Consider the following 11,757-nt stretch of genomic DNA (forward strand, 5'->3'; position numbering starts at 1 on the left):
GGGCCAGGTCGTTTCATGGCACCCAGCCCTCCTCCACCAGCTTCTCCACCGCCCGCTGCAGCGAGGGGGCCAGCGGGCGCGTTTCCCTGCGGCGGGGGCTCCAGATCGAACCGGTGCGCAGCTCCTCCAGGGACGCCAGCGTCAGATCCTGCCCCTCACGCAGATCGAGCGCATCCAGGGGCAGCGTGATGGTGGTGCGGAAGAAGTGGGCGTCGCGTTGTGGGTTGCGGTGCAGAAACCAGAAAGCGAGGTCTTGCGCCTCCCAGCGGATCTCCTCGCGCAATTCGCGCCGCAGGGCCTGCTCCGGGGTTTCACCCGGATCCAGGTGGCCGCCGAACAATCCCCAGGTGCCGGGGTACACGATGCCCTCGATGTCGTCGCGCAGCTGCAGCAGCCAGCGGCCCTGCTGCTCCGCCATCGCCAGGGCCACCTCCACGCTCATCGCTATTGCCGGCCGCAGACGGATCCAGCTTGGCGCGGGGGGACGAGGAACCAGCTGGCGACCGACCAGTGCGTGAGCAGGGGAAGAACAGCGCAAGACCAGCGGAAGGACAGCGGATGGACAGCGGATGGACAGTGCCCGACCAATCCGTGAGCCATCCGGGGCGAGCCCGGGCCGCCGCGACGATGATGACCCTGCCGGCAGCCATCACAATGAGCCACCCAACCCTGCCGCCGATCGCCGGCTCAGAAGCCGAGATCCTTGCCCTGGTGCAGGATTCCGGCCCGGTGTTCCTGCCACGCAGCAACCTGAACCTGGGGCAGATCCGCTCAGGCTTCGCCTGCGCCTTGCACATGCACCAACCCACGATTCCAGCGGGTACCGGTGGTGAGCTGATCTCCCACCTTCAATACATGCTGGAGCATCCGGGCGAAGGCGATAACCACAACGCCGAACCCTTTGCCCAGTGCTACAGGCGTCTGGCAGACATCCTCCCCCAGCTGATTGCAGAGGGCTGCAACCCACGGATCATGTTGGATTATTCCGGCAATCTGCTCTGGGGCCTGGGTCAGATGGGCCGCGTCGATGTGATCGAGGCGCTGCAGAAGCTCGCCTGCGACCCCAGCCTCCAGCCCCATGTGGAGTGGCTCGGCACCTTCTGGAGCCACGCAGTGGCGCCCTCCACCCCGATTCCTGATCTCAGGCTGCAGATCCTCGCCTGGCAGCACCAGTTCAAGGCCCTGTTCGGCCCTGAGGCACTGCAGCGCGTGAAGGGATTCTCCCCACCGGAGATGCACCTGCCCAACCATCCCGACACCCTCTATGAGCTGGTGAAGGCGCTCAAGGAATGCGGCTACCGCTGGCTGCTGGTGCAGGAGCACAGCGTGGAACGGCGTGATGGCAGCGGCCTGAGCCAGGAGCAGAAGGTGCTTCCCAATCTGCTGGTGGCGCGCAACTCCAGCGGGGAGGAACTGTCGATCACGGCATTGATCAAAACCCAGGGCTCCGACACGAAGCTGGTGGGTCAGATGCAGCCCTGCTATGAAGCGATGGGGCTGGGCCGGCAGGTGCTGGGAGGCAGCACGGTGCCTTCGTTGGTGTCACAGATCGCCGATGGCGAGAACGGTGGCGTGATGATGAATGAGTTCCCGCCCGCCTTCCTTCAGGCCCACCGCACCATCAGTGCCAAGGGCAGCGAGGCGGACACGGTGGCCATCAACGGCACGGAATACCTGGAGTTGCTGGAGGCGGCTGGGGTGACCTCCGAGCAGTTCCCCCAGATTCAGGCGGTGCAGCAGCACAAGCTCTGGCAACAGCTGAGCGGCCCGCCCAGCCCTGCTGCCACTGAAGCTGCGATCGCCGAGCTCCAGGCCCAGGATTCCTCCTTTTCGATGGCCGGCGCCTCCTGGACCAACAACCTCAGCTGGGTGGAGGGCTACGCCAATGTGCTCGAACCAATGACCAGCCTGAGCGCTCAGTTCCACCAGCTGTTTGCCCCTCAGCTGGCGAGGGATCCCGGTGTCACCGCCACCGAGCCTTACCAGCAGGCCCTGCTGCACCTGTTGTTGCTGGAAACCAGCTGCTTCCGCTACTGGGGCCAAGGCACCTGGACCGACTACGCCAGCGAGATTCACAGGCGCGGCCTTGCCCAGCTGGAGCTCGCAGCCGCCGGCGCCCTACAGGTTGTCTAGACCGCGCCGCAGGTTCGGCTCACCCACATTCAGCTTTCCGGTGCATCCCCGGCAGGATCCCCCGGGATGGGCTCCACTTCTGGGAAGAAGCGGGCCATGCAGGCGTTGCAGACACCGTGGGAGAACTCCACGTTGTCGTGGCTCTTGATGAAGGCCTCCACGCTCTGCCAGTAGCCGCTGTCGTTGCGGATGCCCTTGCAGTAGGAGCAGATCGGAATCAGCTCCTCCATCACATTGATGCGCTCGAGGGCCGCTGCCAGCTGATCGGACACCCGCTTGAGCTCCAGCTGCAGCACCACCTGATGGGCCAGCACTTCAAGCGCGTGCACCTGCGCGGCGCTGAGTTCACGGGGTTGGCGGTCGATCACGCAGAGGGTGCCGATCTTGGCGCCTTCCGGTGTGCTCAGCGGTACCCCCATGTAAAACACGATGTTCGGCTCGCTGCACACCAGTGGGTTATCGCGGAAGCGCTCATCTTCGCGGGCATCGCGCACGACGAGGGTTTGCTCGCCGAGAATGGCGTGCGCGCAGAACGACACATCACGGCTCGTTTCGCTCACCTCCAGGCCCACCTTGGATTTGAACCACTGGCGTTCCTCATCCACCAGGCTGATCAACGCGATCGGCACGTCGCAAAGCTGGGCGGCGAGGTAGGTGATGGCGTCGTACGACGATTCAGCCTCCGTATCCAGGATGCGGTAGTTCTTCAAGGCCTCCAGGCGGGCTGCTTCGCGGGGAGCCACATTCGCGCGCATGGAAAGCCTGATCACCACTGCAAACGTAGGGAACAGGGATCGTGCGCCCTGGGAGGGTTCACATCTCCTCATGGCGCAACGCCAGGCCCTCGCGCAGGCGCGCCTGAGGGGCCGCCGTTGTAGACCAGAGAGACGACGGGCCGTGAGGGCATCTGGCTGGCTGGTTCTCCCGCATGTACGGTGTTTTCCGGTCGGCTCAACGCCAGCCTCAGCTCGCCACATCCGGTTGGAGCCGCCAACGCATTCGCCGCGAGAGCGTTCTACTGGCCGCCACGATCTTTGGCGTGGCCGCGGTTGCCCTCAGTTTCAACTACTGGAGTGCCACCAGGCTGCTGCGCCAGGAGGTGCGCGAAAGCCTTCGCCATCTGGTGAGCATCGCTGCCGGCGAGATGGATCCTGCCTTGGTGGCTGCGATCACCAGTCCCGAGCAGACGGGCAACGCCGATTACCGCCGCGCCAGTGCTCCGCTGCTGAAGCTGCGCCGGCTGGTGCCCGAGATCTTCTACGCCTATGTGTTGGTCAACTCGCCGGAAGGCCTGCGCTTCACGCTTGACAGCACCTATTACATCAAGAATCCGAGGGACTTCGTCAGCCCTCTCACCGTTGGTGAGCTCTACCTCGACCCCTCGGCGGATGCGCTGCAGGCGGCCCGAACCGGCTTGATCCAGATCAGCGCCGGGCCCTACACGGACCACTTCGGCACCTTCATGAGCGGCTTTGCCCCGATCCGCAACAGCAATGGGAAGCAGGTGGGCCTGGTGGGCATCGATTTCTCGCTGGCGCAACTGCAGCGCAAGAAACTTCCGCTGCAGCTCACCTTCGGGCTTGGTCTGCTGGGCAGCGCCGGCTTTTCGCTGCTGGCGGCCGGCTTCCATCGCCGTTCCCTCAAGGCCCGTGCCCGAGCGTTTGAAGCCATGGCTTCCGCCGATCGGGCCAAGAGCACCTTTCTCGCCACCCTCAGCCACGAGATCCGCACCCCACTCAATGGCGTCATCGGCATGACGGGCCTCGTGCTGGACACGGAGTTGTCCGCTCAGCAGCGGGAGTGCCTGGAGATCGTGACCAGCTCGGGCGAATCCCTGCTTGCCCTGCTCAATCAGGCGCTCGACTTCGCCCGGATCGAAGCGGGAGATCTGGTGGTCGAGCTGGCGCCGTGCGCAGTGCCTGCGCTGATGGAGGAGGTGATCGCCACCTGTCTGAGCCTGGCCAGAGCCAAGGCGATCGACCTGTCGTTGGTGGTGGGCGCAGAAGTGCCGCCACTGATCCGCACCGACGGCCAGCGCCTGCGCCAGATCCTGCTCATCCTGATCGGCAATGCGATCAAGTTCACCGACTCCGGCCGTGTGGTGGTCTCCGTTCAGGCGTCTGAGGTCACTGGGGAGGTCACAGCAAAGGGCACCGCCCCCAAAGGAGAGCAACCGGCAACCGCCTTGAGCTTCTCCGTTGTGGACACCGGGGTCGGCATGGCCGCCGATCAGATCGAGCTCCTGTTCCGGCCGTTTTCCCAGCTCACCAGCTCCACCCACACGCCCCACGCCGGCACCGGCCTGGGCCTGGCCATCAGCCGGCAGCTGGTGGAAGCCCTCGGCGGCACGATCCAGGTGGAGAGCCACCCCGGCCAAGGCACCGCCGTGAGCTTCAGCCTGCCGGTGGAAACGATGGCCTCAACGCCCGCTCCGGAGGCGGACGCCGCTGCGTCTGCGCTGGACCCCCTTGCCACAGGGTCTGCTCTGGAAGCTGCGGCCTCTCCAACTGCCCTGGAACCCCCGGCCGCCACACCTCCGTCAGGTCCCTCGTCTTCGCCGCCGGCCCAGCCGGAAGGCAGCAGCTTCGCGGCCTGCCATCCCCTGCGCATCCTGCTGGCCGACGACAGCGCCGTGAACCGGCGGCTCTGTGAGCTGATGCTGCGGCGCCTGGGCTATGAACCCGAGTCCGCCGTCGATGGCCAGGAGGCGCTCGAACGGCAGCGCCAGTTCGACCCGGACCTGATCCTGATGGATGTGCAGATGCCGCGGCTGGATGGCCTGGAGGCCGCCCGCCGCATCCGCTCCGCCACCGGTGGCGCGGAGCGGCCCTGGATCGTTGCCGTCACCGCCTTCACCACCGTGGAAGATCGGGCGGCGGCCCTGCAGGCCGGCATGAACGAAGTGCTCGGCAAGCCGCTCAAGGGTGAACTTCTCTCGGCCACCCTGGTGCGCGCTCATGGTCGCTGCTGCGGCCCCGCGGCGTAGGGGTGCAGTGCGGGAGCGGCGTCAGGGGGTGAGCCCCACGGCCTCTGGGGGAGTGGCCAGCACCACACGCAGCAGCACCGGTGCCAGGAAGGTGGTGCCCATCACCATCAACAGGATCGCCGCCTCCAGCGACGGACCCAGCACTCCGGTCTGGGTGCCGAGGCCGAGGAAGATCAGGCCCACTTCGCCGCGCGGCATCATGCCCAGCCCTACCGCCAGCCGGTTGGTGGGCTCCTTGCTGAGGTAGCTCCAGCCTGCCGCCACCTTGCTCACCACCGCCGCCACCAGCAGGAAGCCGGCCATCACCAGCCCCTCATGGTTGGCTGCATCGAAGGGGTTGAGCACGGCCAGATCGAGGCCGCTGCCGATCAGCACGAAGAACACGGTGGCGAACAGCGCCACCAGGGGCTTCACCGCCTGCTCGATCGCATGCCGGTGGCGGGAGGAACTCAGGATCAGCCCGCCGGCGAAGGCGCCGAGGGCGGCCTCCAGCCCGAAGGCCTGGGCCGCGAAACAGGCCAGCGAAAGCGCCAGGAAGGCCGCCACCACCACTTCACCCGGGGCGCGCAGGCGGTCGAGCAGCCAGTCGAAGGCGGGCGCGGCGGTGCGGCTCAGCAGCAGGGCCACCGCCACGAACACCGCAGCTGCTGCCACCAGCTTCAGCACCGGCGCCAGGGCGAAGCCTTCGCCGCCGGCCAGCGCCACCACCACCGCCAGGATCACGATGCCGAGGATGTCATCGAGCACAGCCGCGCCGATCACGGTCTGGCCGTCGCGGGTGCGCAGAAACTTGAGCTCGCCCAGCACGCTGGCGGTGATGCCGATGCTGGTGGCGGTCATGGCGGCGCCGGCGAAGATCGCCGGCAGCAGGGGCACACCGAACAGGGCATGGAGCCCGAAGGTGCCCAGAACAAAAGGCAGCACCACCCCGGTGAGCGCCACGGTGATGGCTTGCACCCCCACGGCCATCAGCTCCTCCAGCTCGCTTTCGAGGCCGGTGAGGAACAGCAGGGCGAACAGGCCGATCTTGCCCACCGACTGAAGGTTGCTGAAGCTGTGGTCGTAGATCTCCTGCACCTGGACCGGCTCCACGTGGGCCAGCGAGGCGATCGCGCCCTGGGCGGTGCCGTTGAGCGCACTGGCCAGCTCCGGCGCCAGGATCAGATGCAACCCCGACACGCCGATCAGCACCCCGGCCACCAGCTCACCGAGGATGGCCGGCAGGCCGAACCGCACCATCAGCTCGGCCAGGGCGCGGGCGGCGAAGAGGATCACGATGAAGCGACCCGCCTGGATGAGCGTTTCGGCCGCTTCGATCTGATGCCCCCCGTTGGCGAGCAGCAGGGCTGGAAGATCCATGGCAGGCGCTCCGCGGTGTGGCGGGCATCCTTTCATCCCTGCCCGGTGAGCGGGCCCACCATGGGCAGACGGCGATCAGAGGGCCTCAGGGTCGGCCACCTGTTCAGCCAAACGAGGCAGCCCTTGAATCTGGCACCAGCGTCTCGCCGTCCACCGGCGCCTTGCGGCACCCCGTCACACTGAATCCCCAGCAGGCCGGCAGGTTCCAGCGATGGGAAGGTCCACCAGGCCATTGCGGCGGCGGCATCGCCACAGCCCGACCCACTCCAGCGAGGTTCCGCCGGTCCGCGCGTCCACGATCTCCCCGGGTGTGGCGATCGCCATTGCCGTGGTGCTGTTCACCCTGCCGCTGCTGCTCACCAACGTGCAGCAGTCGGGCGACCCGCTCAAGGTGCGGCGAGAGCTGCGCAAGTTCTGAGCGGATCCGCCAGCGCTCGCTCGGGGCAAGTGGTCCCTGCGGCGATCTGGCTCCGCCTCAGGGCAGGGTGAAGCCCGAGGTGTTCAGGTGCTTGAGATCCAGCAGCACCACCCCGAACCACCCCAGCAGGGCCAGGCCACCGATCACCGCGAGCACCACCAGCAGGCTGGCCAGCACCGATTTGGAAGAGCCGCTGGCGTTCGGCACGCGCTGGATCGAAGGGCCCTTCACTGTCCCACAGGCCGGCAGCGCCATCAGCTCACCCCAAAGCCGCTTACGCCACAGCCGCTCACCAGGGCAGCAGCTCGCCGTTGGCGTGCCAGAAGCTGCCGGAGGTGGCGAGGTTGAGCGCATCGATGCGGGCCAGCAGCCCCTGCACCGACTGCTCGACGCTGATGCCCTGCGCCGTGAAGCCCGTCATGCGCGTGCGCACCAGGCCGGGATGAAGGATGGCCACCGCGATGCCGCGTGGTGCCAGGTCAATCGCCAGCGACTTGCCCGCCATGCAGAGCGCCACCTTCGACATCCGGTAGCCGTAGGAACCGCCGGAGCTGTTGTCGGCGATCGAACCCATGCGGCTGGTCATCAGGATCACCTTGGCGCCCGCCGGCAGCTGGGGCAGCAGGGCGCGGGTGAGACGCAGCGGTGCCACCGCATTCACCTCGAACTGACGGCGCAGGCTGATCGGATCGAGATCCTCCAGGCTCGTGCGCTCCAGGATGCCGGCGTTGTGGATCAGTCCATCGATCGCCAGCCCGTCGAGCCGTTGCAGCAAGCCGGCCACGGCGGCATCGGAGGTGATGTCCACGTCCTGCTCGATCCGCACCCCCAGGGCGGAGAGCTCGGCCGAAGCTGTGCGGCAGGCGGCGATCACCGTGTCACCGCGGGCCTTCAGCTGGCGGCAGTATTCGGTGCCGATGCCGCGGTTGGCACCGGTGACGAGGAAGGTGGCCATGGGCGCGTCGAGCGGCACCGCGGGCTCTGGAGACTATCGGCTACAAGAGCGCTGGTGGTAACCGCCGCACCGGCGTCCCCTGCGCCCCGTTGCGATGTTGAACAGATGAGCCTGAACACGTTCGATCCCGTCGATGTGGTGGTGGTGGGCGGTGGCCTGTCGGGGCTGGTGGCGGCTCGGGAACTGCAGGCGGCCGGCCGCTCCGTTCATCTGATCGAGGCCGCAGCGGAACTGGGTGGCCGCATGACCGGCCAACGGGTGGACCTCTCCGGCCCGGGTTCCGCAGTGGCGGCGCCGGCCCCTAGCCCCTGGATCGATCTGGGCGGCCAGTGGGTCGGGCCCACCCAGACCCGCTTCCTGGCGCTGCTGGAGCGCCACAGCATCCGCCGCTTCGAGTCCCCCCACGACGGAGAGACGGTGCTGGTGTTCGGCAGCACGCGCTGCACCTTCGCCGGCTTCTTCCAGGGGTTCCCGGAAGGCCAGCCGCCAGCCGTGCCCAGCGCCGACTGGGACGACGCCATGGCGGCACTGGAGCGCTTCCAGGCGCTGGTGGAGGAGCTTCCCGAAGGCCACCCGCACCACCATCCGGCCGCCGCCGAGCTCGATCAGCTCAGCTTCCAGGAGTGGATCGACGCCAATACCCATACCCCCTTCGCCGCCTGGTATTTCGCCTACTTCTGTCGGGCCGTGGGCTTCCTTGGTCCGGCGGAACCGGAGCAGGTGTCGCTGCTGCACGTGCTCTGGGGCCAGCGCACCGCCGCCCAGGGCGAGCACCCGGAGGAAGAGCTGCTGCATGGCGGAGCCGGCCAGCTGCCAGCGCTGCTGGCGGCGGACTTAGGGAAAGGCGTCGTGCGGCTGGGGGAACCGGTGCGGGCCGTGAGCCAGCTGGAGCCAGGCGGCCCTGTTCAGGCGGCGAGCGGAGTCCCGGATCAAGCCGATGCGGCAGGCAGCGGCCCCACGGCCGCCCATCCCGTCGTGGTCCACACCGACAAGGCGGTGTATCCCTGCCGTGCGGCGATCGTGGCGATGCCACCGGCCCAGGCCGCCCAGCTGCGCTTCAGCCCGGAGCTGCCCGCTGATCGGCTGGAGCTGCAGCAGCGCATGGAGATGGGCGCCTGCGCCAAGGTGCTGGTGGTGTACCGAACGCCGTGGTGGCGCCAGCAGGGGCTGTCGGGCATCGCGATCGGTGATCGCCCCTGGGTGGAGCTCTGCGCCGACAGCTCCGACCCTGAAAGCGGCACCGGCGTGCTGGCGGCCTTCGTGGTGGGTCACCGCCATGCGCGCTGGGCACCGCTGGATGCCGAGGCGCGAAGGCAGGCGGTGCTGGGCGATCTGGCCACCTATCTCGGCCCACAGGCGCTCGAACCCGTGGCCTATGTGGAAAAAGACTGGCCTGCCGTGCCCTTTGTGGGCGGTGCCTACGCCGCCTGGATGCCACCGGGGCTCTGGAGCCGCTGCGGCGATGCCATGCGCCGGCCCCACGGGGCGGTGTACTGGGCCGGCACCGAAGTGGCCGAGCGCTGGCCCGGCTTCTTCGACGGAGCCGTGCGCAGCGGCGAGGAAGCGGCGGCGGCAGTGCTGGCGCAGCTGGGCTGAGCGCGGAGCCGGCGGAGCGGCGGTGCGTGGGGCCGGCTCAACAGAGGTGCGTGGCGGACCGGTTGAGCCCACGCCCGTGCTGGTTTTCCCCCATCCGCGTGGGCGACTTCCGCCCTCCTGAGGCAAGGATTGCAGCTCGCAGGGGCGGCGGATTCAGCCACCTCCCCACGGGTGATCCGTTCTCAAGTGGAGGCGGCCTCAACACCGGGAGCGGTCACGATCTCCAGCACGTCTGCGAGCTCGGTCAGGCTGCTGACAGGCACATCGATCCAGCTCTCGGGGGTCACGTCGGTGTCAACACCGGGACCGAATTCAAGCGGGCGGGCAATGAAGGCTGTGCGCATGCCGAAGGCACGTGCTGCTTTGAGGTCGTATTTGTGGCAAGCCACCATGAGGATCTGACAGGGCCTGTAGCCGAGAGAATCGACCGCCAGCTGATAAACAGCGGCAGCGGGTTTGTAGGCCTGCACCAGTTCGGCTGTCAGCACGGCATCGAAAGGAAGCCCTGCCCGCTTAACGATCGACACCATCGTGGCCATGCCCGCATTCGACAACGTGGAGGTGACGTAGCTCTGACGAAGGCGGCGTAATCCTTCAACCGTGTCCGGCCAGGGTTCCAATCTCGACCAGATCCCATTGAGCTGATCGCGCTCCGTAGTGGAAAAGTGGCTGGCAAGGCCGCGATCCTCCAACAGCACATCGAGTGTTTCGCGGTAGATCTCCACGACCGGAAGCCAGGGCCGATGCCCGTAGATCACGGCATCGAGCACCTCTCGGTAGAGCGCGCGCCATCCCGACGACATCACTGCCCAGTCGATCGAGAGGGACTTCGCCTGGTTGATGCTGTCTCCCAGGCGAAGCAGCGGGCGGTAGAAATCAACGCAGGTGCCCTGTACATCAAAGGTGATCGCCTGGACCGCGCGCAATGCGGTGCAGCATTCATCAGAAAGTGCCGCGGCTACTGCTGAAGCCACCATCCGATCCCTCGTTCCAACCATTGTGGGCCTCACGACATTCCGGTCGGCCGCCGTCTGATCGGCCAGGTGATCGGGCGCGCTGGGAGCGCCAAGGTGCCCGTCAGCAATCCCTCCAGCTGCCTGCAGCGGGCTCAGCCCAGCACGGCTGAGCGCCACTGGCCGCACCTCGCCACTCAGCTGTGTGAGTTCTGGCTCCGACCTGCTGCTGCCACCAGCTCCCGCCGCCGCAACTCCCGCCCAAATGCACGGCTGAGCGCCTGTGCCCTGTGCCGCTGCCAGCGGCGCGCCATGCCCACAGCCTTGACGGCCAGCATTCCTGCCCAGATCAGGGCGGCAATGGTGTGAGGCGTGGGGTGATGCATCACTCACCACTCTGGAGGCTGCCGGAGCGCAAGGCCGCGCAGCCATCACAAGGTGTTCATGACTTCCACACCTGATGGCCACTTCGCCCCCAGTCGAAACAGTGCGTTCAGGCCCAGCCCAAGCCCCCTCTGCCTGGCCTTACCTTGCAGCGATGGCCAGTTCTGCCTCCCCCAGCCCTTACTTCGAGGTCCAGGCGGTGGAGGCCTGGCTTGGTCCGCGCAAGGTGTTCGAGAACCTCAGCGTGCAGTTCCATCGCGGCGAGCATGCCGTGGTGATGGGTCCCAACGGCTCCGGCAAGAGCTCCCTGATCAAGTTGCTCAGCCGTGAGCTCTATCCGGTGGTGAAGCCGGGCTCGCGGCTGCGGCTGTTCGGCAGCGAAACGGTGAACCTGTGGCAGCTGCGTCGTCGCATCGGCCTGGTGTCGCAAGACCTGCAGGCCGGCTACGTGGGCCGGGTGCCTGCCGCTGATGTGGTGCTCTCCGGTTTCTTCGGTTCGGTCGGCATCGGCCGCAGCCAGGTGGCCAACGCCGCCCAGCGCGAGCGCGTGCGCACGCTGATGGAGCAGCTGGGGCTGGCACATCTGGAGGAGCGTCCCTACGCCCAGCTCTCCGATGGCCAGCGCCGCCGGCTGCTGCTGGCCCGCGCGCTGGTGCATGAACCGGAGGTGCTGGTGCTCGATGAGCCCACCAACGGCCTCGATCTCCAGGCCCGCCACCAGTTGCTGGAGATCCTGCGTGGCCTGTCCCGGGCCGGCACCACCCTGCTGCTCGTCACCCACCAGATCGACGCGATCATTCCGGAGATCAGCCGCTGCGTGCTGCTTCGCCAGGGGACGGTGGTGGGCGATGGCCCAGCCGCCACGCTGCTGCAGGATGCTCCGCTCAGCGCCCTGTTCGACACGCCGCTGCGGGTGGTGAGCGCCAACGGCTACCGCCAGGTGCTGCCTGGCAGCTGAGCTGTCGGGCTCACC

Annotated in this window: 11 protein-coding genes; 5 read left to right on the forward strand and 6 right to left on the reverse strand. The window is 67.4% G+C overall.

The window, feature by feature from the left end; genetic code table 11:
• Positions 1-13: 13 nt before the first annotated feature.
• Entirely contained in the window at positions 14-442 is a 429-nt protein-coding gene (locus KBZ19_RS14385) for an NUDIX hydrolase (protein WP_255101401.1), read from the reverse strand.
• A gap of 212 nt (positions 443-654) precedes the next feature.
• Here KBZ19_RS14385 and KBZ19_RS14390 point away from each other — a divergent pair, with 212 nt between their 5' ends.
• Positions 655-2,133 (forward strand): glycosyl hydrolase family 57, encoded by a 1,479-nt coding sequence (locus KBZ19_RS14390; protein WP_255101402.1) that lies wholly within the window; start codon positions 655-657, stop codon positions 2,131-2,133.
• A gap of 29 nt (positions 2,134-2,162) precedes the next feature.
• On the opposite strand, the gene KBZ19_RS14395 is transcribed toward KBZ19_RS14390, so the two are convergent.
• Positions 2,163-2,888: a GAF domain-containing protein gene (locus KBZ19_RS14395; protein WP_094514723.1), complete on the reverse strand. Its 726-nt coding sequence runs from the start codon at positions 2,886-2,888 to the stop codon at positions 2,163-2,165.
• A gap of 284 nt (positions 2,889-3,172) precedes the next feature.
• On the opposite strand from KBZ19_RS14395, the gene KBZ19_RS14400 reads away from it, so the two are divergent.
• Complete coding sequence (locus tag KBZ19_RS14400) at positions 3,173-5,119, forward strand: ATP-binding protein (protein ID WP_255101403.1); 1,947 nt, start codon at positions 3,173-3,175, stop codon at positions 5,117-5,119.
• A gap of 21 nt (positions 5,120-5,140) precedes the next feature.
• Here KBZ19_RS14400 and KBZ19_RS14405 read toward each other — a convergent pair whose 3' ends face one another.
• Positions 5,141-6,478 carry a cation:proton antiporter gene (locus KBZ19_RS14405; protein WP_255101404.1) on the reverse strand — a complete coding sequence of 446 codons (1,338 nt, stop codon included), beginning with the start codon at positions 6,476-6,478 and terminating at the stop codon, positions 5,141-5,143.
• Between the two features lie 211 nt (positions 6,479-6,689).
• Here KBZ19_RS14405 and KBZ19_RS14410 point away from each other — a divergent pair, with 211 nt between their 5' ends.
• Positions 6,690-6,896: a hypothetical protein gene (locus KBZ19_RS14410; protein WP_255101405.1), complete on the forward strand. Its 207-nt coding sequence runs from the start codon at positions 6,690-6,692 to the stop codon at positions 6,894-6,896.
• A gap of 57 nt (positions 6,897-6,953) precedes the next feature.
• On the opposite strand, the gene KBZ19_RS14415 is transcribed toward KBZ19_RS14410, so the two are convergent.
• Both KBZ19_RS14415 and KBZ19_RS14420 read right to left on the reverse strand, forming a co-directional pair.
• Complete coding sequence (locus tag KBZ19_RS14415) at positions 6,954-7,103, reverse strand: hypothetical protein (protein ID WP_255101406.1); 150 nt, start codon at positions 7,101-7,103, stop codon at positions 6,954-6,956.
• An 82-nt stretch (positions 7,104-7,185) separates the two neighbouring features.
• Positions 7,186-7,851, reverse strand: a complete 666-nt coding sequence (locus tag KBZ19_RS14420; RefSeq protein ID WP_255101407.1) for an SDR family oxidoreductase — start codon at positions 7,849-7,851, stop codon at positions 7,186-7,188.
• 105 nt (positions 7,852-7,956) lie between these two features.
• On the opposite strand from KBZ19_RS14420, the gene KBZ19_RS14425 reads away from it, so the two are divergent.
• Positions 7,957-9,447 carry an FAD-dependent oxidoreductase gene (locus KBZ19_RS14425; protein ID WP_255101409.1) on the forward strand — a complete coding sequence of 497 codons (1,491 nt, stop codon included), beginning with the start codon at positions 7,957-7,959 and terminating at the stop codon, positions 9,445-9,447.
• A 182-nt stretch (positions 9,448-9,629) separates the two neighbouring features.
• Here KBZ19_RS14425 and KBZ19_RS14430 read toward each other — a convergent pair whose 3' ends face one another.
• Complete coding sequence (locus KBZ19_RS14430) at positions 9,630-10,580, reverse strand: haloacid dehalogenase type II (protein WP_255101410.1); 951 nt, start codon at positions 10,578-10,580, stop codon at positions 9,630-9,632.
• Between the two features lie 358 nt (positions 10,581-10,938).
• On the opposite strand from KBZ19_RS14430, the gene KBZ19_RS14435 reads away from it, so the two are divergent.
• Positions 10,939-11,742 carry an ABC transporter ATP-binding protein gene (locus KBZ19_RS14435; protein ID WP_255101412.1) on the forward strand — a complete coding sequence of 268 codons (804 nt, stop codon included), beginning with the start codon at positions 10,939-10,941 and terminating at the stop codon, positions 11,740-11,742.
• Positions 11,743-11,757: the final 15 nt, after the last annotated feature.

This window comes from Synechococcus sp. L2F (assembly GCF_024345695.1).
Lineage (GTDB): Bacteria > Cyanobacteriota > Cyanobacteriia > PCC-6307 > Cyanobiaceae > MW101C3.

Bases quoted from the DNA above. Each gene is read 5' to 3' on its own strand.
- KBZ19_RS14395 (WP_094514723.1), bottom strand. From the start codon at position 2,888: ATGCGCGCGAATGTGGCTCCCCGCGAAGCAGCCCGCCTGGAGGCCTTG.
- KBZ19_RS14385 (WP_255101401.1), bottom strand. From the start codon at position 442: ATGAGCGTGGAGGTGGCCCTGGCGATGGCGGAGCAGCAGGGCCGCTGG.
- KBZ19_RS14420 (WP_255101407.1), bottom strand. From the start codon at position 7,851: ATGGCCACCTTCCTCGTCACCGGTGCCAACCGCGGCATCGGCACCGAA.
- KBZ19_RS14410 (WP_255101405.1), top strand. From the start codon at position 6,690: ATGGGAAGGTCCACCAGGCCATTGCGGCGGCGGCATCGCCACAGCCCG.
- KBZ19_RS14425 (WP_255101409.1), top strand. From the start codon at position 7,957: ATGAGCCTGAACACGTTCGATCCCGTCGATGTGGTGGTGGTGGGCGGT.
- KBZ19_RS14405 (WP_255101404.1), bottom strand. From the start codon at position 6,478: ATGGATCTTCCAGCCCTGCTGCTCGCCAACGGGGGGCATCAGATCGAA.
- KBZ19_RS14390 (WP_255101402.1), top strand. From the start codon at position 655: ATGAGCCACCCAACCCTGCCGCCGATCGCCGGCTCAGAAGCCGAGATC.
- KBZ19_RS14435 (WP_255101412.1), top strand. From the start codon at position 10,939: ATGGCCAGTTCTGCCTCCCCCAGCCCTTACTTCGAGGTCCAGGCGGTG.